We start from the raw sequence: 24366 nt of genomic DNA on the forward strand, positions 1-24366 counted from the left end.
GTTTGCAACGAATTGCTTCGCCCTCGCCCGCTCGCACACCATCGCAGCGCAGCTTCCTGCAACGCTCACCCTAAAAGATCGTGCCCCGGCCTGAGACGCTTATCCGTCGCAGCGCAGGGTTTCGGCTTAATAAAAACAAGAGAACAGCACCCGATGACAACTCAGCAGCCCGCACGCCACTTGCTTTCCGGTCTTCTCGTCATGACTTGCGCGGCCCCCACCCTGGCCGCCGACAGCGGCTTTGTCGAAGGCGCCACGGCAAGCGTCAACCTGCGCAATTTCTACATCAACCGCAACTTCGTCGACCCTAACAATGCCCAGAGCAAGGCCGAGGAATGGACCCAGAGTTTCATCCTCGACGCCAAGTCCGGCTTCACCCAGGGCACCGTCGGTTTCGGCGTGAACATCCTCGGCCTGCACTCGGTCAAGCTCGACGGTGGCAAAGGCACCGCCGGTACCCATCTGCTGCCAGTGCACGACGACGGCCGTCCGGCCGACGACTTCGGGCGCCTTGGCGTCGCCTTGAAAGCGAAGGTCTCCAACACCGAACTGAAGGTCGGCGAATGGATGCCGGTGCTGCCGATCCTGCGTGCCGACGACGGTCGTTCGCTGCCACAAACCTTTCGCGGCGGCCAGCTCACCTCCCAGGAAATCGCCGGCCTGACCCTTTACGCCGGCCAGTTCCGTGGCAACAGCCCACGCAACGACGCGAGCCTGGAAGACATGTCGATGAACGGCAAAGCCGCGTTCACTACCGAGCGCTTCAACTTTGCCGGTGGCGAATACAGCTTCAACGACAAGCGCACTGTGGTCGGGGTGTGGAATGCCCAGCTCAAGGACATCTACAACCAGCAGTACCTCAACCTGGTGCACAGCCAGCCGCTCGGCGACTGGACCCTGGGGGCGAACCTCGGCTACTTCAGCGGCAAGGAGGACGGCAGCGAACGTGCCGGGAAACTGGACAACCGTACGGCGTCGGCGATGCTCTCGGCGCGCTATGGCGGCAACACGTTCTATGTCGGCTTGCAGAAGGTCAGCGGCGACGATGCCTGGATGCGGGTCAATGGCACCAGTGGCGGCACCCTGGCCAACGACAGCTACAACGCCAGCTTCGACAACGCCCAGGAGCGCTCCTGGCAACTGCGTCACGACTACAACTTCGCCGCCCTTGGCGTACCCGGGCTGACCCTGATGAACCGCTACATCAAGGGTGACAACGTGCATACCGCGCGTGTCAGCGATGGCCAGGAGTGGGCGCGGGAGTCGGAGCTGGCGTATGTGATCCAGTCCGGAATGTTGAAGAACCTGTCGTTCAAGTGGCGCAACTCCACCCTGCGGCGCGATTTCAGCAGCAACGCGTTCGATGAGAACCGGCTGATCGTGAGCTACCCGATCAGCCTGTTGTAACGGCGGCGACACTATCGCGGGACGAGCCCGCTGCTTCAGAAACGTTGCACGGCGCTGCGCTTCCGGGGAGCGGACTCACCCGCCCTCAGGCGGCTTTCACAACATGTACCGTTGACCCACGGGCTCTATTCATATGCAAATAAACTCTAAAAAACATAAAGATACTTAATTGACGGAATAATGGCGTGCATTTAAAAACGCAGTCTGCCGTGGCGACAACAACCTTCGCCCTCTTTTAGGAATGCCGGAAAAGCACATGGACCTCCGTCAGCTACGTTACTTCATCGCCCTCACCGAACACCGCAGCTTTGTCCGCGCCGCCGACGCCATGGGCATCACCCAGCCGGCGTTCAGCCGCAGCATTCAGGGCCTGGAGCAGGCGTTCGGCTGCGTACTGGTCGACCGTGGCAACAAGGACCTGCGCCCCACCCCCGAAGGCCAGGTGGTGCTGCAGCATGCGCTGCGCCTGGTGCAGGGTGCGGCGCAGCTGTCCAGCGAGGTGCAGCAAATGACCAAGCTCGACGCCGGCGAACTGCGCTTCGGCTGCGGCCCGGTGCCGGCGGTGAACCTGGTACCGCAGGCGGTGGCGCAGTTCATCGACCGCTACCCCAAGGTGCGCACCTGCTTCGAAGTGGATAACTGGGAAAAGCTCAGCCGCGCCCTGAGCCGCGAAACGATCGAGTTCTTTGTCGCCGACATCCGTCATTTCGAGGCCGATCCGAACTTCCAGACCCAGCCACTGAAACCACGTCGCAGTCTGTATTACTGCCGCCCCGGGCACCCACTGCTGGCCAAGGACAGCCTGTCGACCAACGACATGTTCGATTATCCGCTGGCAACCACGCTGATTCCGCCCGGCGTGCGCAAGCTACTGGCCAACCTGAGCGGCAAGACCGATTTTTCGCCGCAGGTGGAATCCGAGCATCTGCCGACGCTGGTGAAGATCGTGCTGAGCACCAATGCCATCGGTATCGGCAGCGAAGAAGCATTCAGCGAGGCCATCGCCCGTGGCGAACTGGCTCGCCTTTACTGGCGCAACCTGCCGGCGAACATGGAAAGCATGAATGTTCGCTGCGGCATCGTCAGCCGCAGCGGGTATCGCCTGTCGCCGGCAGCCCGGGCAATGATCGAGACGCTGATCAGCGTGGATCGCCAGGCAGTAGCAGCGTAACCCCGATCACCCGCAGGTAACGTCGATCGGTCTGGCCACCGGCTGAGCCCCATGACCTGGCCAAGTCGCCAGCGGACACGTTGCTGACGTTACGCGGCGAGTGGCAGGAGCATGTCGCAGAGAGCGGGGTAATCCTCAGTCAGGCGCCGTGCCAGCCGGATTAGCCATCCGCGCCAGGTGAGCAGGGTCGAGGATTTCGATCTCGCCGTAGCCCAGGCGCAACGCGCCGTCCTGTTGCAAGGTCTTGAGGATCTGGTTGGTGGTCTGGCGCGACAGCGAAAGCATCAGCGCCAACTGCTCCTGGGACAACTGCAACAGCCGGCGCGGCCCTTCCACCTCGCCGTAGCCGGCGGCAATCTGCAACAGCCGGCAGGCGACCCGGGGTGCCGCACCGAGCAGCGCCTGCTGCTCCAGGGCGACAAATACCCAGCGTAGTTTCTGGCTCATCAGCAGGGCGAAGTCGCGCCAGTGCTGCGGGTGTTTTTCCAGCAGCGCCAACACCGCCGCTTGAGGCACCCAGAGCAGGTTCACCGGGCCTTCGGCGAACGCATCATGGGTGCGTGGCTGACCGTCGAACAGACTGATTTCGCCAAACCACTGCGGGGCTTCGACCAGCGCCAGCAGGGCTTCCTTGCCCTCGGCGCTGACCGCACCGACGCGCATCGCACCGTGCACCACCGCATACACGCCGCAGGGCGCGTCGCCACGCTGGAACAGGCATTCGCCGCTGGCCAGGGCGCGCGGGCGGGCGGCCCGCAACAGGCTATCCTGCAAGGTAACGGGCAAGTGCTTGAACCAGTGGCCGTGCAACAGTTGCTCACGCCAAATGTGCGTTGTGTTCATCCGCGCCTCGACGCTGACTCTGTCGGCTAGGCGACAGACGGTGGATAACCGGGCAGTGCATGCTCGGCCCTACCCTACAGGAGGCACAATAATGAAAAACCTCGTGCAACACCTCAGTCAATATGCGGCGTATCACCGTGACCCGCGCAATATTGCTACGCACTTTGTTGGGATTCCGATGATTGTGGTGGCGGTGACGGTGCTGTTATCGCGGCCAGGCTGGGATGTCGGCGGCGTATGGCTGTCGCCGGCGTTGCTGGTGGCGGCGTGGTCGGCGTGGTTCTACCTGCGCCTGGATGGGCGCTTCGGGCTACTGATGAGTGCGTTGCTGGGGCTGTGCCTGTGGGCCGGACAGGCACTGGCGGTGCAAAGCACCATGGCCTGGCTGAGCGCTGGACTGGGGGTGTTCGTGCTGGGCTGGGTGATCCAGTTTGTCGGGCACTATTACGAAGGGCGCAAGCCGGCGTTTGTCGATGATCTGAGTGGGTTGATCGTCGGGCCGTTGTTCGTGGTGGCGGAGCTGGCGTTCCTGCTCGGGTTGCGGGCGGAATTGAAGGCAGCCATCGAGCAGAATGCCGGACCGGTGGCGGTTCGGCAGAAGAAGGCGGTGATCTGACCGACGCCATCGCGGGGCGAGCCGACTCGTCCCGCGATGAGGCCCGCACGTCACTCCCGCGATTCAACCCCCAACTCATCCCACACCGATTCGGCCAGGTGGAAAGTCGCATTGGCCGCCGGAATCCCGCAGTAGATCGCGCTCTGCATCAGCACCTCCTTGATCTCCTCCCGCGTAACCCCATTGCTCGCCGCCGCGCGCAGATGCAACTTCAACTCGTCATTGCGATTCATCCCGATCAACATCGCAATGGTGATCAGGCTCCGCGTATGCCGCGGCAACCCCGGCCGGGTCCAGATATCGCCCCAGGCATGCCGGGTGATCATTTCCTGAAACTCGCCATTGAACGCATTCAGGTTGTTCAGGCTCCGGTCCACATGCGCATCGCCCAACACTGCCCGACGCACCTGCAGCCCTGCTTCATAGCGCTCTTTCTCGTCCACCAATCGCTCCTCAACGGGCCAGCAGAAAATCAATCAGACGCCGGCTGAACGGCCCGCCGACTTCCACGTTGGACAGATGCGCCGCACGAAACTCGGCGTACTCCGCCCCCACTACCCGCTCTTGAATGAACAGGCTACCGGCGGGCGGCGTCACCGCATCCTCGGTGCCGGCAATCACCAGCAATGGCAGCCGAATCGCCCCCACCTGATCGCGGAAGTCCGCATCGCGCACCGCCCCGCAGTTGGCCGCATAGCCTTCGGGCGAGGTCGCCGCGAGCATGTCGGTAATCCGCTTGGCCTGCGCCGGGTTGGCCGCCGCATAGGCCTGGGTGAACCAACGCTCGATGGAGGCATCGCGCAAACCGACCATCGCCGCCTGTCCCTCGCGCAAGACCCTCTCGATCCGTGGGTTCCAGGTCTCCGGGCTACCGATCTTCGCCGCCGTGTTGCACACCACCAGACGCTGCAAACGCTCGCCGGCATTGATGCCCAGCCACTGGCCAATCAAGCCGCCCATCGACAACCCGCAAAAGTGCGCGCGCTCGATGTTCAGCGCATCCAGCAGCGCCAGCACATCGCGGCCCAGCTGTTCGATGCTGTAGGGGCCCTCGGTGACCAGCGAGCCACCATGCCCACGGGTGTCATAACGCAACACCCGAAAATGCGCGGTCAACGCCGGCATCTGCGTATCCCACATGTGCAAGTCGGTGCCCAGCGAGTTCGACAGCACCAGCACCGGCGCAGTCGCCGGCCCTTCCAGCTGATAATTCAGTACGCCATCGGCGAGTTGTACGCTTCCCACAAAAACCTCCTTCAGGCACTCAAGCGTTGATGTTCGGTGACCGCCCTGGCGACCCAGACGCGGGCCTGGCCCAGGTAATGCGCCGGGTCAAGCAGACGGTCCAGCTCGTCGGCCGACAGCTCGGCGCTCACCTGCGGGTCGTCGCCCAGCACCGCGCGCAGCTGCCGCTGCTCGGCCACGGCGCGCTGGCAACAGCGCTCCAGCAAGTGATGGGCGGTATCGCGGCCCAGCCGCTGGGCCAGCACGCTGCTGACCGCCTCGGCCAGCACCAGGCCCTGGGTCAGGTCGAGGTTGCGACGCATGCGCGCGCTGTCTACTTCCAGCCCCTGGGCAATGGTCTGCGCCTGACGCAAGGCGCCAGACACCAAGCAGCAGATTTCCGGCAAGGTTTCCCACTCGGCATGCCACAAACCAAGGCTGCGCTCGTGCTCCTGCGGCATCGCCGAAAACAACGTGGCAAGCAGCCCCGGCACCCGCGTCGCAGCGCTGATCAGCACCGCCGCGCCCACCGGGTTGCGCTTGTGCGGCATGCTTGAGGAACCGCCCTTGCCCGGTGCCGAAGGCTCGAACACCTCACCCGCCTCGGTCTGCATCAGCAAGCTGACATCGCGCCCCAGCTTGCCCAGGCTGCCGGCGATCAGACCGAGCACCGAAGCCAACTCTACCAACCGGTCGCGCTGGGTATGCCACGGCTGCTCCGGCACGTTCAGACACAATTGCTCGGCCAATGCCTGGGACACCGGCAGGGCCTTGTCACCAAGCGCCGCCAGGGTCCCGGAAGCACCGCCAAACTGCAGGCTGAGCAGGCGCGGCTTGAGCTCGCTGAGGCGCTGCCGATGCCGGGTCAGCGCCCCCAGCCAGCCGGCGATTTTCATGCCCAAGGTCACCGGCGTGGCATGTTGCAGCCAGGTGCGCCCGGCCAGCGGTACGTCGGCGTAAACCTGGGCCTGATGCGCCAGGGTGTTGGCCAACTGTGCAAGGTCGGCCTCGATCAGCGCCAGCGCAGCGCGCAGTTGCAGCACCAACCCGGTGTCCATCGCGTCCTGGCTGGTCGCGCCCAGATGCACATAACGTTCGGCTTCCGGCACGCCGCTGGCGATCACCCGCCCCAGTGCCTTGACCAGCGGAATCGCCGAGTTGCCAGCCACCGCGATGGCCTCGGCCAACGCACCAAAATCGTAGCGCTCGGCTTTGCATGAGGCCTCGATCGGCGCCACCGCCACCTGCGGGATCAGCCCCACACTGGCTTCGGCACGGGCCAGCGCCGCTTCGAAATCGAGCATGCCCTGCACCCGGCCACGGTCGCTGAAAATCTCGCGCATGGCCGGCGCCGTGAAGTAGGCATCGAACAACTGATTGCCCGGTCGTTGAGTCATGGCAGGTCCTTCAACAGGGCGCGCCCGCAAGGGGCGCACCGGCAGGTCAATGGTCGTGGTGCAGGTACGCGGCCTGTTTGGGCAGGCGCAGGCTGAACAGGAAGGCAATCGCCATCATCGCGGTAACGTAGCAGTAAAAGGCCAGGAGCGAGCTGCTGACGGTTTTCAGCGCCAGCAGGATCGGCACGCCGGTCATGATGAAGCTGGCGGTCTTGGCACTCATGCCCGCCGTGTTCACCAGATACTTCTGCATGTAGGTGGTGAAAGTGTAGAAGATCAGCGAGCCAGCGGCGGTGTAGCCGAGCCCGGCGATGCTGCCGGCGTCCTTGTCCTGGCGGGTTTCGGCGCTGCTGGTTTCTTCCAGCGAGCGGCGCAGGAACAGCGAGATCACCGCCGCAATGACGCCGACGATGGCGAAGATGCGCTTGCTGCGTTCTTCGCCAGTGTAAAAAGTTGTGGGCATGAGGGAATACTCCTGGAGGGCCACTGAAGTCTAGACACACTTAGTAACACCCACGTTCCGCAGAACAATCACCCCGTCGCCCTTGGCCTTGCGTGGAAGCCGCCGGCGACGGGGTCATTGGTTTACACGCGCTCGATGGCCAGGGCCAGGCCCTGGCCGACGCCGACGCACATGGTCGCCAGGCCTTTGCGTCCGCCGGTTTTCTCCAACTGGTGCATGGCCGTGAGGACCAGCCGCGCACCACTCATACCCAGCGGATGCCCAAGGGCGATGGCCCCACCGTTCGGGTTGACCTGCGCCGCGTCGTCGGCCAGGCCGAGTTCGCGCAGCACCGCCAGGCCTTGGCTGGCAAAGGCTTCGTTGAGTTCGATGACATCGAAATCGCTGACCGCCAGGCCCAGGCGCGCGGTGAGTTTGCGCACTGCCGGCACCGGGCCGATGCCCATCAGCCGTGGCGCCACCCCGGCGCTGGCCATGCCGAGCACCCGGGCGCGCGGCGTCAGGCCGTGCTTTTTCAGCGCCTCGGCAGAGGCCAGAATCAGCGCTGCGGCACCGTCGTTGACGCCCGAGGCGTTGCCGGCGGTGACGGTCTTGTCCGCGCCGTTGACCGGTTTGAGCCTGGCCAACGCTTCGAGGGTGGTGTCGGCACGCGGGTGTTCGTCGTGCTCGACCACGGTCTCGCCCTTCTTATGCGCAATGCGCACCGGGACGATTTCTTCGGCAAAGAAACCGGCGGCCTGGGCCTTGGCGGTGCGTTGCTGGCTGCGCCAGGCGAAGGCGTCCTGATCGACGCGCGAGACCTGGTAGTCGTCGGCGACATTGTCGGCGGTTTGCGGCATGGCATCGACGCCGTACTGGGCCTTCATCAGCGGGTTGATGAAGCGCCAGCCGATGGTGGTGTCTTCCAGCTTCATGTTGCGCGAGTAAGCGTTGTCGGCCTTGCCCATGACGAACGGCGCACGCGACATCGACTCGACCCCACCAGCAATCGCCAGCTCCATCTCGCCACTGGCAATGGCACGGAAAGCGCTGCCGACCGCGTCCATGCCCGAGGCACACAGGCGGTTCAGGGTGACGCCTGGCACGCTGTCGGGCAGCCCGGCCAGGAGCAGGGCCATGCGCGCGACGTTACGGTTGTCTTCGCCGGCCTGGTTGGCGCAGCCGAAGAACACTTCGTCGAGCTGCGCCCACTGTACCGACGGGTTACGCTCGATCAACGCCCTGAGCGGCACGGCCGCCAGGTCGTCGGCACGCACGCCGGCCAGCGCGCCGCCGAAGCGGCCGATGGGGGTACGAATGGCGTCGCAGATAAATACCTCGCGCATCACGCTTCTCCTGGCGCTTGGCCGTGGGCGGCGGCGGTGCGCGCTTCCAGATCGCGCAGGGCGGCCAGTTCGGTTTCGCTGGGCGCGCCCGTGATCGCGACGTTGTCGGCAAAGCGGATCGCCCAACCGGTGGCGGCGACGATCTGCTCGCGGGTCACCCCCGGATGAATCGCGGTAACCACGAACTCATGGCTGCCGGCTTCCGGCTCCATGATGCACAGGTCGGTGATGATCCCCACCGGCCCTTCGCCGGGCAGGCCGAGGCGCTTGCGCGAATCGCCACCTTCGCCATGCCCGACCGAGGTAATGAAGTCGAGCTGGTCGACGAAGGCGCGGGCCGACTGTTTGAGGATGATCAGCACCTTCTTCGCCGAGCCGGCAATCTCCGGTGCGCCGCCGGCACCTGGCAGGCGCACTTTCGGGTTGTGGTAGGCGCCGACCACGGTGGTGTTGATGTTGCCGAAGCGGTCGACCTGGGCGGCGCCGAGGAAGCCGACGTCGATACGCCCACCTTGCAGCCAGTAACGGAAGATCTCGCCGGTCGGCACCACGGTGTCGGCGGTGTCGGCCAGTTCGCCGTCACCGATGGACAGCGGCAGCACGCTCGGTTTGGCACCGATCGGGCCGGACTCGTAGATCAGCACCACGTCCGGCGAGGAGGTCAGCCGCGCCAGGTTGGCGGCTTTCGATGGCAGGCCAATGCCGACAAAGCACACGGCGCCGTTTTGCAGGCGACGGGCGGCGGCGACGGTCATCATTTCGTGGGTGGAGTAGCTCATTGTGCAGCCTCCGGGGCGCAGGCCAGTTTTGCCTTGAAGGCGGTGAAGTCGGCGGTGCCGCGGATGTACTTGTCGATCCAGGCACTGAAGGTGTCGCGGTTGCGCGCAATCGGGTCCCAGGCCTGGTAGAAACGGTTGTCGCGCTCGTAGTACCCGTGGGCGTAGGAAGGATGCGCGCCGCCTGGGACCAGGCACACGGCAGACAGTGCCCAGGTCGGCAATACGCAAGCGTTCATCGGTGCGTTGAGGTCGTCGACGATTTCTTCGACGGTGACGATGCAGCGCTTGGCGGCCAGGGCGGCTTCCTTCTGCACACCGAGGATGCCCCAGAGCAGCACGTTGCCCTTGCGGTCGGCTCTCTGGGCGTGGATCACGGTGACGTCCGGGCGCACCGAAGGCACGGCGGCGAGCACTTCGCCAGTGAACGGGCAGGTGACGCTCTTGATCAGCGGGTTGACCTTCGGCAGGTCAGAGCCGGCGTAGGCGCGCAGCACCGCGAACGGCAGGCCGGAGGCGCCGGCCACGTAGGCGTTGGCCAGGTCGGCGTGGCTGTGCTCTTCGATTTCCATGGCGTGCGGCCATTGTTTTTCAACGGCATCGCGCAGGCGGTGCAGCGAGCCGACGCCCGGGTTGCCCCCCCAGGAGAATATCAGCTTGCGGGCGCAGCCGGCGCCGATCAGTTGGTCGTAGATCAGGTCGGGGGTCATGCGTACCAGGGTCAGATCCTTTTTGCCCTGACGAATGATTTCATGACCGGCAGCGGTCGGGATCAAGTGCGTGAAGCCTTCGAGAGCGATGCTGTCACCATCGTTGACGAACTGCTTCACGGCGTCGTGGAGCGAGAGGATTTCAGCCATTGCAGACTCCTGGAGATACGCTGGACAGGGCGCCAGGGACAGCGCCGGTATGCAGCCAGATTACGGCGCTGAACCCGGCCGATTCAATCCGATAATCGACTATCCGTTCGTTTATCGAACAGATGTTTGTCGACACTGGCGTGCCTGCGCCGACAAGGAGCCGTTAGCCCCTAAGTGGCATCCGCGTGACTGACCACCCCCTTGATCACCACCGCCACCGTCGCGATCCCGGCCGGGATTACCAGCGCGGTCAGCACCTGTTCGAAGTTCCAGCCCTGGCCTAGTAGGGTCGCGCCCATCCACGCGCCCAGAATCGCGCCGAAACGGCCAATGCCGAGCATCCACGACACCCCGGTCGCCCGCCCCTGGGTAGGGTAGAAGCGTGCCGCCAGCGACGGCATCGCCGACTGCGCACCGTTCACGCACATGCCAGCAATCAGCACTAGCGTCGCCAGCACGGTAATGCTGCCCAGGCTCTGCCCCACGGCGTAGGCAAACACCCCAGCCAGCAGGTAAAAGATACCGATCACCTTGTGCGGGTTGTAGCGGTCCATCGCCCAGCCCACTGCCACGGCGCTGAGCACGCCGCCGAACTGGAACAGCGCGCCGATGAAGGCCGCTTGCTCCATGCTCGCACCACTGTCGCGCATCAGCGTCGGCAGCCAGCTGGTCAACAGGTAGACGATCACCAAGCCCATGAAATAGGTCAGCCAGAGCAGCAAGGTGCCAATGCTGTAAGTGCCGGAGAAGATCACCGCGAACACGTTGCGCGCCTTCACGCTCTTCTGTTCCGGCACGCTGAAGCTCGCTGCCAGGGCAACGCTGGCCGGGTCGATCGGCGCCAGGGTCTGGCGCACCTTCTCGGTGCCACGATTACGCACCACCAGGTAGCGCGCCGACTCCGGCAACCAGATCAGCAGCACCACCACCAACAGCAGCGGCAGCAGGCCACCGATCAACAGCAGGCTGTGCCAGCCGAACGCCGGGATCAATTTGGCAGAAATGAAACCGCCGCCGGCCATGCCCAGGTTGAAGCCGCAGAACATGCTGGTGACCAGCAGCGACTTGTGCCGCTCCGGGGTGTATTCGGAGAGCAGCGTAGTGGCGTTCGGCATTCCCGCGCCCAGCCCCAGCCCGGTCAGGAAGCGCAGCACGAGCAGTTGGTCGACGTTAGTCGCGTAGGCCGAGGCCAGGCTGAAGGCACCGAACAGCAGCACCGCCCCCACCAGCACCATTTTGCGGCCAAAGCGGTCGGCCAGCGGCCCGGAGCCAAGCGCACCGAACACCATGCCAATCAGCGCAGCACTCATCACCGGGCCGAGGCTGGCGCGGTCGATGCCCCAGTCCTGCGACAGCGCCGGGGCAATAAAGCCCATCGCGGCGGTGTCCAGGCCATCGAGGAAGACGATCAGAAAACAAAGAATCACCACACGCCATTGATAACGCGACAACGGCTGGGCATTGATAAAAGCCTGCACATCCAGGCAGTTTCCGACAGCCGCTTGAGGACTATTCATTATTTTTATCCAGAAGAAGCGCGCGAGTGTGCGGGTGCGCGCGTGAACGGCACAGACAGTCAGGGACGGTTATTCGGGAATGGCTAACGGCCGTGCAGTCGACAGATAAAACGCTGCAGGCGGAACAAGGATGGGGAGCGAGTCATGGGGCGGTGCCTCTCGTTCATTATTATTGCGAGGGACATTAATTAGCTGCCGGGCGGGGCGCAATTCGCCAAATACGACTCTGTGCGTTTATCGAACAGGAAGTTAAAAAGCTTCGCGGGACGAGCCCGCTTCCACAGAGTTCACACCGGACCCTGTGGGAGCGGGCTCGTCCCGCGATCAGGCCCTATCAGGCAAACAGCTGGGTGCTCAGATCCCGGCTGGCGGCCAACATGATCGGCAAGAATTTCTGCTCCAGCTCGCTGCGGCTGACGCGCCCGGCATGGGTGCTGACGTTCAGCGCCGCCAGTACCTGGCCAGAGGCGTCGTATACCGGCACGGCAATCGACCGCAGGCCCTGCTCCAGTTCCTGGTCGACCACGCACCAGCCCTGTTCGCGCACCTGCTGGAGGATCTCCAGCAGCGCCTGCGGATCATGCACGGTGCGGCTGGTCTTGGCCTGCAGGTCGGCATGTTCGAGGTATTCATGCAGCGTGGCGTCGTCCAGCGCGGCCAGCAGGATGCGCCCCATCGAGGTGCAATAAGCCGGTAATCGCCCGCCCACCGACAGGTCCACCGAGATCAGCCGCTGCACCGTGGCCGAGCGGGCTATATAAAGAATGTCGTCGCCTTCGAGGGTGGCCATGTTACAGGCCTCGTGCAACTGGTCGCTCATGCGGTCCAGGTACGGCTGCGCCGACACCGCCAGCGGCGTGGACGACAGGTAGGCATGGCCCAGGGTCAGCACCTTGGGCAGCAACGAGTAGGTGCGCCCGTCGGTGGTCGCGTACCCCAGCTTGATCAGGGTGTGCAGGCAGCGCCGCACCGCTGCGCGGGGGATCTCGGTGCGGTGGCTGATCTGGGCGATGGTCAGGTGCCGCTTGCGCTCCTGGAACGCCTGCACCACGGCCAGACCACGGGCCAGCGAAGTCATGAAATCCGGATCGCCGGTAAACGCCTGGATCCGCTTGGCCGGCGACGCCACGATCGGCGGTGCCAGGGACGCAAAGGAGCTACGCACGTTGTCGTTCAATCCTGCGCCCTTGGGGGTTGTTTCTTCACTCATGACTCACCTCGGCAACACACGCTAGGGGCGATTATCGAACCATCGACCGATAATCGCAATTGACCGACACACACAATTACTTATACCTTTCCTCTGCCACCATGTGGCTTCTTGGAGAGACTGGTCAGGTACCCACCGTAGAAGTCCCAGGCACGGCCTCGTTACCTAGCGAGGCCGTTTTTATTTACAGCGTGACAACACAGCAGCGGCGACTTCATTTAAATGAACAAAAGCCCTGCACTTAATGTCGGGACTTCATACGTAGGGAGAGATTCCGTCAGGCGAAGTGCTTGCTATACTCAGCACTTCCCGACCGCGCTCAAACGGGGTCGAATGGATCCGGCTTTAACCACGCCCGCCCCTGCCAGGCCAAGGCCACAGCTCTCTGGCAGGCACGCGTGAGGATATTCATGACTGTTGCTGCGACAGCCACTACTACTTGGCAGCGTAGCCGTGTGTGCAACGTGCAACTTGCCGGTGGCACAACCACGTTACTGCCAGCGTAACTTTCAACTATCAGGTAGCACTGTGACTAAAGATGAACTGCGCGCGGAACTTGAGCGCCAGGAACAACGCTACAAGGACGTTTACGGCGGGGAAGTCACCACCTACGCCGCGCAACCCGACCCGGAGCGCAAGCCTTGGCGCAAACGCGCCAGCATTCTCGACCAGGCCTTCGCCCAGGAACTGCAAAAGATCGAAAAGGAACTCAAGGCCGAGGAGCCCTGAGCGGTTTCAGCCGCTACGCCAGCGAGGTTCGGGGCCCCTGCATGGGCGGCCCCGGTCGTGCATTTACCCTGCCGATTGCAACCTGGAAACGGATTCTCACAAATTTCATACAGCCGTTTGAAACATTTCAAGCATCTGCCAATTTTCATTTTTTCGTTTGAAATCCGCTATTTACGGGGCTTCCAGGGAACTTTCCGGATAAAACCGGCTCTGCAAATGTGACCTGACGCCCGTCAGACGGCATGCACCAATCAGCACCTGGTGCATCGATTTACAGGGATTTCTGGCATAATCGCGCCCCCTTATGACCGGGTCAGAAAACCTTCATGATCGATTTATTCAGCGGACTTGATGCCTGGGTACTGGTGAGCTTGCTGCTCGCCTTGACCTTCGTGCTCGCCTTCGAGTTCATCAATGGCTTTCATGACACCGCTAACGCGGTAGCTACAGTCATCTATACCAAAGCCATGCCACCGCACCTCGCCGTGTTCTTCTCCGGCGTGTTCAACTTCCTCGGTGTTCTGCTCGGCGGTGTCGGCGTGGCGTACGCCATCGTCCACCTGCTGCCGGTCGAGCTGCTGATCAATGTGAACACCGGGCACGGTCTGGCCATGGTCTTTTCCTTGCTGGCAGCAGCCATCACCTGGAACCTGGGCACCTGGTACTTCGGTATTCCGGCGTCCAGCTCGCACACCCTGATCGGTTCGATCCTCGGTGTGGGCCTGGCCAACGCGCTGATCAATGACATCCCGCTGGGCGATGGCGTGAACTGGCAGAAAGCGATCGACATCGGCATGTCGCTGGTGGCCTCGCCGCTGGCGGGCTTCGCGGTGGCGGCCCTGCTGCTGATCGGCCTGAAATGGTGGCGCCCACTGTCGAAGATGCACAAGACGCCGGAACAGCGTCGCAAGCTCGACGACAAGAAGCACCCGCCGTTCTGGAACCGTCTGGTTCTGGTAATTTCGGCCATGGCGGTGAGCTTCGTGCACGGTTCCAACGATGGCCAGAAAGGTATCGGCCTGATCATGCTGGTGCTGATTGGTATCGTCCCGGCCCAGTTCGTACTGGACCTGAACAGCACCACCTACCAGATCGAGCGTACCCGTGACGCCACCTTGCACCTGAACCAGTTCTACCAGCGCAACGAAGCCACCCTGGGCGAGTTCCTGGCCCTGGGCAAGGCGAAGGAAGGCGACCTGCCGGAGCAGTTCAGCTGCAACCCGCAGCAGACCGAGCCGACCATCAATGCCCTGCTGCAGTCGCTCAAAGGCGTATCCGACTACCGCTCGCTGTCGCCTGAGCAGCGTGTCGAAGTCCGTCGTTACCTGCTCTGCCTGGACGACACCGCGAAGAAGGTCGGCAAGCTGCCGGGCCTGCAGGCGCGCGAGAAGGCCGACCTGGACAAGCTGCGTAAAGACCTGACCGCGACCACCGAATATGCGCCGTTCTGGGTCATCCTGGCAGTGGCCCTGGCACTTGGCCTGGGTACCATGGTTGGCTGGAAGCGCGTAGTACTGACCATTGGTGAGAAGATCGGCAAATCGGGCATGACCTATGCCCAGGGCATGTCGGCGCAGATCACCGCCGCCTGTGCGATTGGCCTGGCGAACATCTTCAGCCTGCCGGTATCGACCACCCACGTATTGTCGTCCGGTGTGGCCGGGACCATGGTGGCGAACAAGAGCGGCCTGCAAGGCGGCACCGTCAAGACCATCCTGCTGGCCTGGGTGCTGACCCTGCCGGCGTCGATGGGCCTGGCTGCCGGTTTGTTCTGGCTGGCGTCGAAAGCGATCAACTGATTGATCCAGCAATGAGAAAGGCGCCTTCGGCGCCTTTTTTGTTGGCATCAGTGAAGCCTCCATCACGGGACGAGCCCGCGCCCACAAGAGCACCACAACCCCTTGTGAGAGCGGGCTCGTGCCGCGATGGGGCCCTTCGCTACTTGCGCTTAGTACCCAACAACGACCCCATCAAGCCGCGCACCAACTGCCGACCAAACTGGTTCGCTGCCTGCCGTACCGCCGACTTGATCGCCTGCCCGGCCGCACTCTGCAGGAACTCCCCAGCCTTGTCGGCAAAACTCTCCTCGGCCGGCGCCGCCGGCGCTTGTCCGGCCGGGGCGGCGCCCTTGCGCGCCAGCAGCATTTCATACGCCGACTCCCTATCGATCGGCTTGTCATAGCGCCCCAGCAACGGCGACGCGGCAATCAGTGCCGCCCGCTCCGCCGCACTCAACGGCCCGATCCGCGACTGCGGCGGAGCGATCAGCACGCGCTCGACCATCGCCGGCGTGCCCTTGTCCTGCAAGGTGCCGACCAGTGCTTCGCCAATCCCCAGCTCGGTCAGCACGCTCAAGGTGTCGAACGCCGGATTCGGCCGGAAGCCGTCCGCCACCGCCCGCAGCGACTTCTGCTCCTTGGCCGTGAACGCGCGCAAGCCATGCTGAATCCGCAAACCGAGCTGTGCCAGCACATCGTCCGGCAGGTCGCCCGGCGACTGGGTGACGAAATACACTCCCACGCCCTTCGAGCGAATCAGCCGCACCACTTGCTCCAGCCGATCCTGCAAAGCCTTCGGCGTACCATTGAACAGCAAGTGCGCTTCGTCGAAGAACAGCGCCAGCAGCGGCTTCTCCGCATCGCCACGCTCGGGTAGCTGCTCGAACAGCTCGGCCAGCAACCACAGCAGGAAGGTCGCATAGACCTTCGGTGCCTCATGCACCAGGCGGCTGGCGTCCAGCAGGTGAATCCGCCCGCGGCCATCGCTGCCCGGCTGCAGCAGGTCTTCAAGCCGCAATGCCGGCTCGCCGAACAGGGCCTCGGCACCCTGCTGTTCCAGCGTCGCCAGCCGGCGCAACAACGCCTGACTGGAACCGCTGGTCATCAGCGCACTGTCTTCGCCCAGCACCTCGGGATTGTCCTTGAGGTGAGCGAGCAGCGCCTTGAGGTCCTTGATGTCCAGCAGCAACAAGCCTTCGCGGTCGGCCACCTTGAATGCGGCATACAGCGCCGCCTGCTGGCTGTCGTTCAGTTCCAGCAGGTTACCCAGCAGCAACGGCCCCATTTCGCTCAGGGTGGTGCGCAGCGGATGACCGGATTGCCCGTGAATGTCCCACAAGGTCAGCGGATAAGCCTGCGCCCGATAATCCAGCCAGGGCATCCCGGCAATCCGCTCGGCCACCTTGCCCTGCGGGTTGCCGACGGCGCCCAGCCCGCACAGGTCACCTTTCACGTCGGCGGCAAACACCGCCACGCCGGCGTCGCTGAAGGCCTCGGCGAGGTGTTGCAGGGTGACGGTCTTGCCCGTACCGGTCGCGCCAGCCACCAGCCCGTGGCGGTTGGCCAGGCGCATCGCCTGCCCCAGCGGTTGCCCGGCAAGGTCGGCGCCCAGCACGAATTGCGATGAATCAGCCATGATTTTTTCACCCTTTGTTTAAGCTTTGCCCTGAAACAGCCGATAACACTCTAGTGATAGATCAATGGAAAGACAGGTACACCCCGACAAGGACATGGGAACTGCACTGCTTTCAAACTGCCCTGTGTGCGAACGACCCGGATAACAAGACCTTTGCGGACCCCTACGCCATGAACAAAAGCCTCCGTTTCAGCCACAAGATTTTGCTGGCCGCCTCACTGATCGTGATGGTCGCATTCACCCTCTTCACCCTGTACAACGATTACTTGCAGCGTAATGCGATTCGCGAAAATCTGGAAAGTTATCTCAATGAAATGGGCGACTCGACGTCGACCAACATCAAGAACCTCTTCGATGGCCGCATCCAGCTGGTCAGCAACGTCGCCCAGAACATCGCCAGCTTCCCCGACAGTGCCGGTAACCTGCTTGGCCAGCAAGCGCTGGTGTCGAGCTTCCTGACCATTTACCTGGGCGACGTCAACGGCGGCTTTACCATTCGCCCGCAAACCAAGATGCCCGATGGCTATGACCCGCGTGTACGGCCTTGGTACAAGGACGGTCTGGCGGCCAACGGGCCGATGCTGACCGAGCCCTACATCGACATGAGCACCGGCAAGATGGTCATCTCGGTGGTCGCTACGGCTGCGCGTAATATCGGTGTGGTGGGCGGCGACCTGGCCCTCGACGGCCTGGTCGAGATCATCAACTCGCTGAACTTCGGCGGCATGGGCTATGCCTTCCTGGTCAACGATCAGGGCAAGATCCTGGTGCACCCGGACAAGAACCTGGTGATGAAGAACCTGTCCGACATCTTCCCGCAGAACACCCCGCGGCTGACCAAGGAACTGACCGAAGTCCAGCTCAACGGCGAGGAGCGCATCCTCACCTTCAGCCCGGTGAAGGGCCTGCCGTCGGCCAACTGGTACATCGGTCTGTCGGTAGACAAGGACAAGGCCTACAAGATGCTCAGCAAGTTCCGCACCTCGGCGGTGATTGCCACCCTGGTCGCGGTGGTGATCATCATCGCCCTGCTCGGCCTGCTGATTCGCGTGCTGATGGCACCGCTGCACACCATGACCCGCGCCATGGAAGACATCGCCCAAGGCGAAGGCGACCTGACCAAGCGGCTGGCCATTCACAACCACGACGAGTTCGGCATCCTCGGCAAGGCCTTCAACAGCTTCGTCGAGCGTATCCACACGTCGATTCGCGAAGTGTCCTCGGCCACCGAACAGGTCAACGAAGTCGCCCTGCGCGTGGTCAGCGCGTCGAATTCCTCGATGGTCAACTCCGACGAGCAGTCCAACCGCACCAACAGCGTCGCCGCCGCGATCAACCAGCTCGGCGCCGCCGCCCAGGAAATCGCCCATAACGCGGCGCAAGCCTCGCAACAGGCCAGCTCGGCGCGGCACCTGGCCGAAGAAGGCCAGCAGGTGGTAGACCGCAGCATTCAGGCGATGAACCGCCTGTCGGACCTGATCTGCACCTCCAGCGCGCACATCGAGACGCTGAACAGCAAAACCGTGAACATCGGTCAGATCCTCGAAGTGATCACCAGCATTTCCCAGCAAACCAACCTGCTGGCACTCAACGCAGCCATCGAAGCGGCGCGCGCCGGCGAAGCCGGACGGGGCTTTGCGGTGGTAGCCGACGAGGTCCGCAACCTGGCCCACCGCACCCAGGAATCAGCGCAGCAAGTACAGAACATGATCGAGGAACTGCAGGTCGGCGCCCGCGAGTCGGTCGACACCATGAGCCAAAGCCAGCGCCATAGCCAGGACAGCGTGTCGATCGCCAACCAGGCCGGCGAGCGCCTGGGCAGCGTGACCCAGCGTATCGGCGAGATCGACGGGATGAACCAGTCGGTGGCCACCGCCACCGAAGAGCAGACCGCCGTGGTCGACTCGATCAACATGGACATCAACGAAATCAACATGCTCAACCAGGAAGGCGTGGAGAACCTGCAGTCCACCCTGCGCGCCTGTTCCGACCTGGAGCAGCAGGCCAGCCGCCTGAAACACCTGGTCGGCAGCTTCCGCATCTAAACCGCAAACGCCCGGCGGCCAGTACGGCGCCGGGCAGCCAATCGCGATCGAACAAACTATCCTTCATAGAGGTCAACCCTAGGGCGCGTCATCCGCTGCGTTGCAGTTGCCGATGACACACCCTGGAGACGATCTCGGAGGGATGCTGATCGTGCACATAGCCGACATCACCATGTTCTACGCCCCCGCCAGCGGCGGTGTGCGTACCTATCTGGATGCCAAGCACCGTCGTCTCAGCCTGAGCCCCGGCGTGCGTCACAGCCTGTTGATTCCCGGCGCGGCCGCCGGCCATGAAAACGGCATCCACCACGTTGCCGCCCCTGCCCTGCCATTTGGCAACGGCTACCGCTTTCCGCTGCGCCTGGGGCCCTGGCGCAATGTGCTGCGCGAGCTGCATCCGGACCTGATCGAAGTCGGCGACCCCTACCTTACTGCCTGGGCAGCGCTGGACGCACGGCGTTATCTGGATGTGCCGGTGATCGGCTTCTACCACTCCGACCTGCCACTGCTGGTGCGTAACCGCATGGGCAACTGGGTCACGCCAAATGTCGAAGCCTACGTGAGCAAGCTCTACGGCAATTTCGACCGGGTGCTGGCGCCCAGCCAGGTAATGGCCGACAAGTTGCGCGGGCTGGGCCTGGGCAATGTGCATGTGCAGCACCTGGGCGTCGACCTGGCGACTTTCCAGCCGGCCCGGCGCGCCCCCGACCTGCGCCGCGAACTGGGGGTTGCCGACAACACCCGGCTGCTGGTGTTTGCCGGACGTGGCTCGCGGGAGAAGAACCTGCCGCTGCTGCTGGAGTGCATGCGGCGCCTGGGCAAGCATTACCACCTGCTGCTGGTCGGCTCCAACATGCCAAGCAATGTGCCGGCCAACGTCAGCATCATCAATCGCTTCTGCCCGGCCACCGAGCTCGCCCGCCTGCTCGCCAGCGCCGACCTGCTGTTGCATGCCGGCGATCAGGAAACCTTTGGCCTGGTGATTCTCGAAGCCATGGCCAGCGGTATCCCGGTGGTGGCGGTGGCTGCCGGGGCGTTCAAGGAAATCGTCAGGCCGCACTGCGGCCGGCTGTGCACGCCGAACGATAGCCTGGCCATGGCCCGCGCGGTACGCGAAGTGTTCGAAGACGGCGTCGAGCAACTCGGCCAGCAAGCGCGCGCTCACGTGGCACAGCACTACGCCTGGGACACCGTGGTCAACGGCCTGCTCGAGCATTATCACGCAGTGCTCGGTGACCACGCGCAACCGGTGCGCGCGCATGCCTGAGGCCAGCAACTGCAACGCCGCCGGGCGCAGCGTGCTGCTGGTGCTGCACGACGTTGCCCCGGAAACCTGGCCCGACTACCGGCCCTTTGTCGAAGCCGTCGACGCCCTCGGTAACGTGCCGATGACCTGGCTGGTGGTGCCGGACTTCCACAAACGCAACGACCTGGAGCACGCCCCGGACTTTCGCCGAATGCTGGAGCGGCGCCTGCTGCGCGGCGACGAACTGGCCTTGCACGGCTACTACCATGCCGACGACGACCCACCGCCGCGCAGCCCACGCGCCTGGTTCATGCGCCGTGTGTACACCTGGGAAGGCGAGTTCTACGGGCTGGACGAAGCCCAGGCCCTGTACCGGCTGGAGGCCGGCATTGCGCTGTTCCAGCGCCACCACTGGCCGCTGTCCGGCTTCGTTGCGCCGGCCTGGCTGATGAGCGCCGGCACACGCCAGGCCCTGCGCCAATTACCGCTGCGCTACACCAGCGACCGGCAGCATCTGTATCGGCTGCCGGATTTCAGCCGGGTCAGGGCCCCCGGTCTGGTCTGGAGTGCGCGCAGTGCCTGGCGGCGTGGACTGTCGAAAGCCTTCAGCGAGCTGCACGAGCAACGCCTGCAACAGGCCGCGACCGTGCGCCTGGGCCTGCACCCGGTGGATATGCGCCACGGCTACGCCCGTGATTACTGGTTCGACAGCCTGCAACGCCTGCTGCGCGACGGCCGGACGCCGATGACCAAGATGGCCTGGCTGGCCAGCAGGCCGGGCGGCTAAGTCGCCTCGGCGGCTTGCGCTTGAATAGCTGCCGGCTGGCGCGCTTGCGCATCGGCGTCAGCCAGCGCCGCCTGGTGCGGCGCTGACAACTGCTGCCAAAGCGCGGCGGCACCGGGGAACTCGGTGCCATCGTCGCTGCTCAGGGCTTCAGGGTCGTAGCGGCTCAGGCACCCCTCGCCCAGCGTCGGCGGCGCCGTGGCGCAGGCCTTGTCGAACGGGTTGCCCATACGCTTACCTGCCTTGCCCGGCCCGGCGTATCAGTTGAACACCACGGTTTTGTTGCCGTGCACCAGCACGCGGTCCTCGAGGTGATAACGCAGGCCACGGGCCAACACCATCTTCTCGACGTCGCGACCGAAGCGCACCATGTCATCGATGCTATCGCTATGGCTGACACGCACCACGTCCTGCTCGATGATCGGCCCGGCGTCAAGCTCTTCGGTCACGTAGTGGCAGGTCGCACCGATCAGTTTCACGCCACGCAGCGAGGCCTGATGGTACGGCTTGGCACCGACGAACGAAGGCAGGAAGCTGTGGTGAATGTTGATCACCTGCTGGGCGTATTCCTGGCACAGGTCCGGCGGCAGGATCTGCATGTAGCGCGCCAGCACCACCACGTCGGCCGTGTGCTCCTTGACCAGGCGCGAGACTTCGGCGAAGGCCGGCTGTTTGTCTTTCGGATCGACCGGCACATGGAAGAACGGAATGCCGTGCCACTCGACCATGCTGCGCAGGTCGTTGTGGTTGGAAATGACACACGGGATATCACAGTCCAGTTCGTTGCTGTGCCAGCGATGCAGCAGATCGGCCAGGCAGTGCGACTCGCGACTGGCCATCAGCACGACGCGCTTCTTCTGGTCGGTGTCGGTGATCCGCCAGACCATCGAGAACGCTTCGGCGATGGGCGCAAAAGCCTCGCGGAACGCTTCGATACCGAACGGCAGGGTGTCGGCACGAATCTCGTGACGCATGAAGAACCAGCCACTCTGGCTGTCGGAATGGTGACTCGCTTCAGTAATCCAGCCGTTGTAGGACGCCAGGAAATTACTGACTTTGGCGACGATGCCGACACGGTCGGGGCAAGCAATCACCAGGCGATAGGTGCGCATGAAACGGACTCCAAGAACTTCGCAAAGGCGCACATTCTAACGATTGCCCGGGAAAACTGCAGTATTCATTGCACACCACGCCTCCGCCAGCCGCCGCCGACGCCGGCTGCCCCGGGCATGGTTTCCCCCTGACAGTCAGGCAAAGTTATGTGTTGCAAAAAGTCAGTCATTTGTAAATTTCACACACTTGAATACACCTATTCATTAAAAGGCATTGAAGGAATTACTCGGTTTAATGTTTACTTGGCCCAACTGCCTGACTATTATTGCAGCACTGTTACCCTGTCCCCTTTACCTAGGAACGTCATAATGTCCCTGATCAACGAATACCGCGCTACCGAAGAAGCCATCAAAGAACTGCAGGCACGCCTGGCCAATCTGTCGAATGACGACAAGCTGAAGAAAGAGCTGGAGTTCGAAGGCAAGCTGCGCAACCTGATGGGCGAATATCAGAAGTCGCTGCGCGATATCATTGCTCTGCTGGACCCAGAAGCCAAATCGAGCAAAGGCCCACGGGGTGCAGTGAAAACCACCGGCACCAAGCGCGCGCGCAAGGTCAAGCAATACAAAAACCCACACAACGGCGAAGTCATCGAAACCAAAGGTGGCAACCACAAGACCCTGAAAGAGTGGAAAGCCAAGTGGGGCGGCGACGTCGTTGAAGGTTGGGCTACCCTGCTCGGCTAATCGCGATTTAGCTAAATCCGGCATAACGGCCAGATTTACCGCTATTGAAAAACGCCAGCATCCTGGCGTTTTTTATTGCCTGTTGATTACAACTGCAAACGTTGCCGCAAGCCTGTGGCATGTTCCCGCCACTGCTCCAGCAAAGCCTGCTGCGCGCTATCGGCATCGGTCCAGGCGGCCTGCAAGGCCTGTTCGAACGCCACCAGGGTATTCGGCGCGCCCATCGCCGGGTCGCTCAGGCGTTGCTGACAGAACTGCTGCCAGCGCTGTGCCTCCTGGCTATTGAGGGTGTTCGGGAAGTTGCGTGCACGATAACGGAACAATAATTCCGGCAGCCGCGCATCGTCGAACATCCATTGGCCACTGGCCAACTGCTCGGGGTCGACACTGCGTACTTGTTCACACAGGCGCCGGTCGCGATCACCGATAAAACCGTCATACAACTGCTGCTCGGGATCTTCGCTCGACGCACATTCATCGCCGCTATAGAGGCTGGCAAGTTTCTCCTGCCAGATCGCCTGGGTGCTTATCAGTTGGCTCGCCCGCGCCTGCACATCGGCTATATTCAGGCCCAGCCGCTCACGGTCTTCGGCGCGGATTACATTCAATGGCGCGAGCACCGGGCAACGGTTGATATGTATTAATTTCAGCGGCACCGCTAGTTGACCTTCGGCCAATGCATCGCGCCGGGTGTAAAGTCGCTGGCGGAGAACTTCCGGGGCTTCTTCGAGTAACGGTTCAACCGCCAGGTGCAGATCGCAAACGATCAGCGCATTGCGATTACGCGGGTGCCAGGCTAATGGCAGAACCACGCCGAGATAGTTACGCTCGGCGGAAAAGCGCCCGGAAATATGTACCAGCGGCTGCAACAGGCGCACCTGATCGAGCACTTTCTGTTTGCTGCGCAACTGGAACAGCCAGTTGTACAAGCGTGGCTGCCGTTGGCGAATCAGTCGGGCCAGGGCGATGGTCGCGCGCACGTCGGAGAGGGCTTCATGGGCCTGGCCATGGTCGATGCCGTTGGCCGCGCTGAGCAGTTCCAGCTTCAGGCTGACCCGGCCCTCGCGCTGTGGCCACTCGATACCTTCCGGGCGCAACGCATAGGCCGCGCGTACGGTGTCGATCAGGTCCCAACGGCTGTTGCCGCCCTGCCACTCGCGGGCGTACGGGTCGAAAAAGTTGCGGTAGAGGCTGTAGCGGGTCACTTCGTCGTCGAAGCGCAGGGTGTTGTAGCCGGCGCCGCAGGTGCCAGGGCGCGCCAGTTCGGCATGCACGCGGGTCATGAACTCGGCTTCGCACAGGCCGCGCTCGGCAAGCTGCTGCGGGGTGATCCCGGTAATCAGGCAGGCGGCCGGGTGCGGCAGGATGTCGTCGCTGGGCTGGCAGTAAAGATTGACCGGGGCTTCGATCTCGTTGAGTTCCAGGTCGGTGCGGATCCCGGCAACCTGCAGCGGGCGGTCGCTGCGCGGGTTGATACCGGTAGTTTCGTAGTCGTGCCAGAAGATCGAGCTCACGGCGGCGTCCTGTGCAAAAAGTCGCC

22 protein-coding genes and 2 pseudogenes are annotated in these 24366 nt (G+C 63.2%); 10 read left to right on the plus strand and 14 right to left on the minus strand.

The window, feature by feature from the left end; translation table 11 throughout:
• The first annotated feature begins 153 nt into the window (after positions 1–153).
• Positions 154–1407 (plus strand): OprD family porin, encoded by a 1254-nt coding sequence (locus DCO48_RS10345; protein WP_116550510.1) that lies wholly within the window; start codon positions 154–156, stop codon positions 1405–1407.
• Positions 1408–1663: 256 nt separating this feature from the next.
• Positions 1664–2578 carry a LysR family transcriptional regulator gene (locus tag DCO48_RS10350; protein ID WP_116550511.1) on the plus strand — a complete coding sequence of 305 codons (915 nt, stop codon included), beginning with the start codon at positions 1664–1666 and terminating at the stop codon, positions 2576–2578.
• A gap of 135 nt (positions 2579–2713) precedes the next feature.
• Here the strand turns inward: DCO48_RS10350 and DCO48_RS10355 are convergent, their stop codons facing one another.
• Complete coding sequence (locus DCO48_RS10355) at positions 2714–3421, minus strand: Crp/Fnr family transcriptional regulator (RefSeq protein ID WP_116550512.1); 708 nt, start codon at positions 3419–3421, stop codon at positions 2714–2716.
• Positions 3422–3512: 91 nt separating this feature from the next.
• Here DCO48_RS10355 and DCO48_RS10360 point away from each other — a divergent pair, with 91 nt between their 5' ends.
• Positions 3513–4037, plus strand: coding sequence for a DUF962 domain-containing protein (locus tag DCO48_RS10360; protein ID WP_116550513.1), 525 nt, complete (start codon positions 3513–3515; stop codon positions 4035–4037).
• A 50-nt stretch (positions 4038–4087) separates the two neighbouring features.
• Here DCO48_RS10360 and pcaC read toward each other — a convergent pair whose 3' ends face one another.
• The 9 genes and pseudogenes from pcaC to pcaR form a co-directional block, all read right to left on the minus strand.
• A complete protein-coding gene (gene pcaC / locus DCO48_RS10365) occupies positions 4088–4480 on the minus strand; it encodes a 4-carboxymuconolactone decarboxylase (RefSeq protein ID WP_116550514.1) in 393 nt (130 codons plus the stop codon).
• A 10-nt stretch (positions 4481–4490) separates the two neighbouring features.
• Positions 4491–5282, minus strand: a complete 792-nt coding sequence (pcaD, locus tag DCO48_RS10370) for a 3-oxoadipate enol-lactonase (protein ID WP_116550515.1) — start codon at positions 5280–5282, stop codon at positions 4491–4493.
• 11 nt (positions 5283–5293) lie between these two features.
• Complete coding sequence (locus DCO48_RS10375; RefSeq protein WP_116550516.1) at positions 5294–6658, minus strand: 3-carboxy-cis,cis-muconate cycloisomerase; 1365 nt, start codon at positions 6656–6658, stop codon at positions 5294–5296.
• Positions 6659–6704: 46 nt separating this feature from the next.
• A pseudogene (locus DCO48_RS10380) lies at positions 6705–7082 on the minus strand (hypothetical protein); the annotation flags it as partial.
• A 161-nt stretch (positions 7083–7243) separates the two neighbouring features.
• The gene (pcaF, locus tag DCO48_RS10385) at positions 7244–8449 is read right to left on the minus strand and encodes a 3-oxoadipyl-CoA thiolase (RefSeq protein ID WP_177410601.1); all 1206 of its coding nucleotides are present in this window, start codon (positions 8447–8449) and stop codon (positions 7244–7246) included.
• Complete coding sequence (locus tag DCO48_RS10390) at positions 8446–9225, minus strand: CoA-transferase subunit beta (RefSeq protein WP_116550518.1); 780 nt, start codon at positions 9223–9225, stop codon at positions 8446–8448. The genes pcaF and DCO48_RS10390 overlap by 4 nt, the downstream gene beginning before the upstream one ends.
• Positions 9222–10082, minus strand: a complete 861-nt coding sequence (locus DCO48_RS10395; RefSeq protein WP_116550519.1) for a CoA transferase subunit A — start codon at positions 10080–10082, stop codon at positions 9222–9224. Before DCO48_RS10395 ends, DCO48_RS10390 begins: the two co-directional genes overlap by 4 nt.
• A gap of 170 nt (positions 10083–10252) precedes the next feature.
• Entirely contained in the window at positions 10253–11599 is a 1347-nt protein-coding gene (locus DCO48_RS10400) for an MFS transporter (RefSeq protein WP_116550520.1), read from the minus strand.
• 334 nt (positions 11600–11933) lie between these two features.
• Positions 11934–12809, minus strand: coding sequence for a pca regulon transcriptional regulator PcaR (pcaR, locus tag DCO48_RS10405; RefSeq protein ID WP_177410602.1), 876 nt, complete (start codon positions 12807–12809; stop codon positions 11934–11936).
• Between the two features lie 528 nt (positions 12810–13337).
• Here pcaR and DCO48_RS10410 point away from each other — a divergent pair.
• Together DCO48_RS10410 and DCO48_RS10415 are read left to right on the plus strand one after the other, a co-directional pair.
• A complete protein-coding gene (locus DCO48_RS10410) occupies positions 13338–13538 on the plus strand; it encodes a hypothetical protein (protein ID WP_116550522.1) in 201 nt (66 codons plus the stop codon).
• A gap of 326 nt (positions 13539–13864) precedes the next feature.
• A complete protein-coding gene (locus tag DCO48_RS10415; protein WP_116550523.1) occupies positions 13865–15337 on the plus strand; it encodes an inorganic phosphate transporter in 1473 nt (490 codons plus the stop codon).
• A 139-nt stretch (positions 15338–15476) separates the two neighbouring features.
• Here DCO48_RS10415 and DCO48_RS10420 read toward each other — a convergent pair whose 3' ends face one another.
• Complete coding sequence (locus DCO48_RS10420; RefSeq protein WP_116550524.1) at positions 15477–16952, minus strand: helicase HerA-like domain-containing protein; 1476 nt, start codon at positions 16950–16952, stop codon at positions 15477–15479.
• A 227-nt stretch (positions 16953–17179) separates the two neighbouring features.
• Between DCO48_RS10420 and DCO48_RS23220 the strand changes: the two are divergent.
• The 4 genes and pseudogenes from DCO48_RS23220 to DCO48_RS10435 form a co-directional block, all read left to right on the plus strand.
• Positions 17180–18139, plus strand: a pseudogene (locus DCO48_RS23220) (cache domain-containing protein); the annotation flags it as partial.
• A gap of 93 nt (positions 18140–18232) precedes the next feature.
• Positions 18233–18997, plus strand: coding sequence for a methyl-accepting chemotaxis protein (locus DCO48_RS23225; protein WP_371919499.1), 765 nt, complete (start codon positions 18233–18235; stop codon positions 18995–18997).
• A gap of 142 nt (positions 18998–19139) precedes the next feature.
• Positions 19140–20264 (plus strand): glycosyltransferase family 1 protein, encoded by a 1125-nt coding sequence (locus DCO48_RS10430; RefSeq protein WP_116550526.1) that lies wholly within the window; start codon positions 19140–19142, stop codon positions 20262–20264.
• Positions 20257–21030 carry a DUF2334 domain-containing protein gene (locus DCO48_RS10435; protein WP_116550527.1) on the plus strand — a complete coding sequence of 258 codons (774 nt, stop codon included), beginning with the start codon at positions 20257–20259 and terminating at the stop codon, positions 21028–21030. Before DCO48_RS10430 ends, DCO48_RS10435 begins: the two co-directional genes overlap by 8 nt.
• Here the strand turns inward: DCO48_RS10435 and DCO48_RS10440 are convergent.
• The gene (locus DCO48_RS10440; RefSeq protein WP_116550528.1) at positions 21027–21257 is read right to left on the minus strand and encodes a hypothetical protein; all 231 of its coding nucleotides are present in this window, start codon (positions 21255–21257) and stop codon (positions 21027–21029) included. The two genes, DCO48_RS10435 and DCO48_RS10440, sit on opposite strands and share 4 nt — an antisense overlap.
• Before the next feature lie 30 nt (positions 21258–21287).
• The gene (gene purU, locus DCO48_RS10445) at positions 21288–22139 is read right to left on the minus strand and encodes a formyltetrahydrofolate deformylase (protein WP_116550529.1); all 852 of its coding nucleotides are present in this window, start codon (positions 22137–22139) and stop codon (positions 21288–21290) included.
• 309 nt (positions 22140–22448) lie between these two features.
• On the opposite strand from purU, the gene mvaT reads away from it, so the two are divergent.
• Positions 22449–22826: a histone-like nucleoid-structuring protein MvaT gene (gene mvaT / locus DCO48_RS10450; protein WP_116550530.1), complete on the plus strand. Its 378-nt coding sequence runs from the start codon at positions 22449–22451 to the stop codon at positions 22824–22826.
• An 86-nt stretch (positions 22827–22912) separates the two neighbouring features.
• On the opposite strand, the gene sbcB is transcribed toward mvaT, so the two are convergent.
• Positions 22913–24340, minus strand: a complete 1428-nt coding sequence (gene sbcB / locus DCO48_RS10455) for an exodeoxyribonuclease I (RefSeq protein WP_116550531.1) — start codon at positions 24338–24340, stop codon at positions 22913–22915.
• Positions 24341–24366: the final 26 nt, after the last annotated feature.

Source organism: Pseudomonas sp. SDI, assembly GCF_003105155.1.
GTDB lineage: Bacteria > Pseudomonadota > Gammaproteobacteria > Pseudomonadales > Pseudomonadaceae > Aquipseudomonas.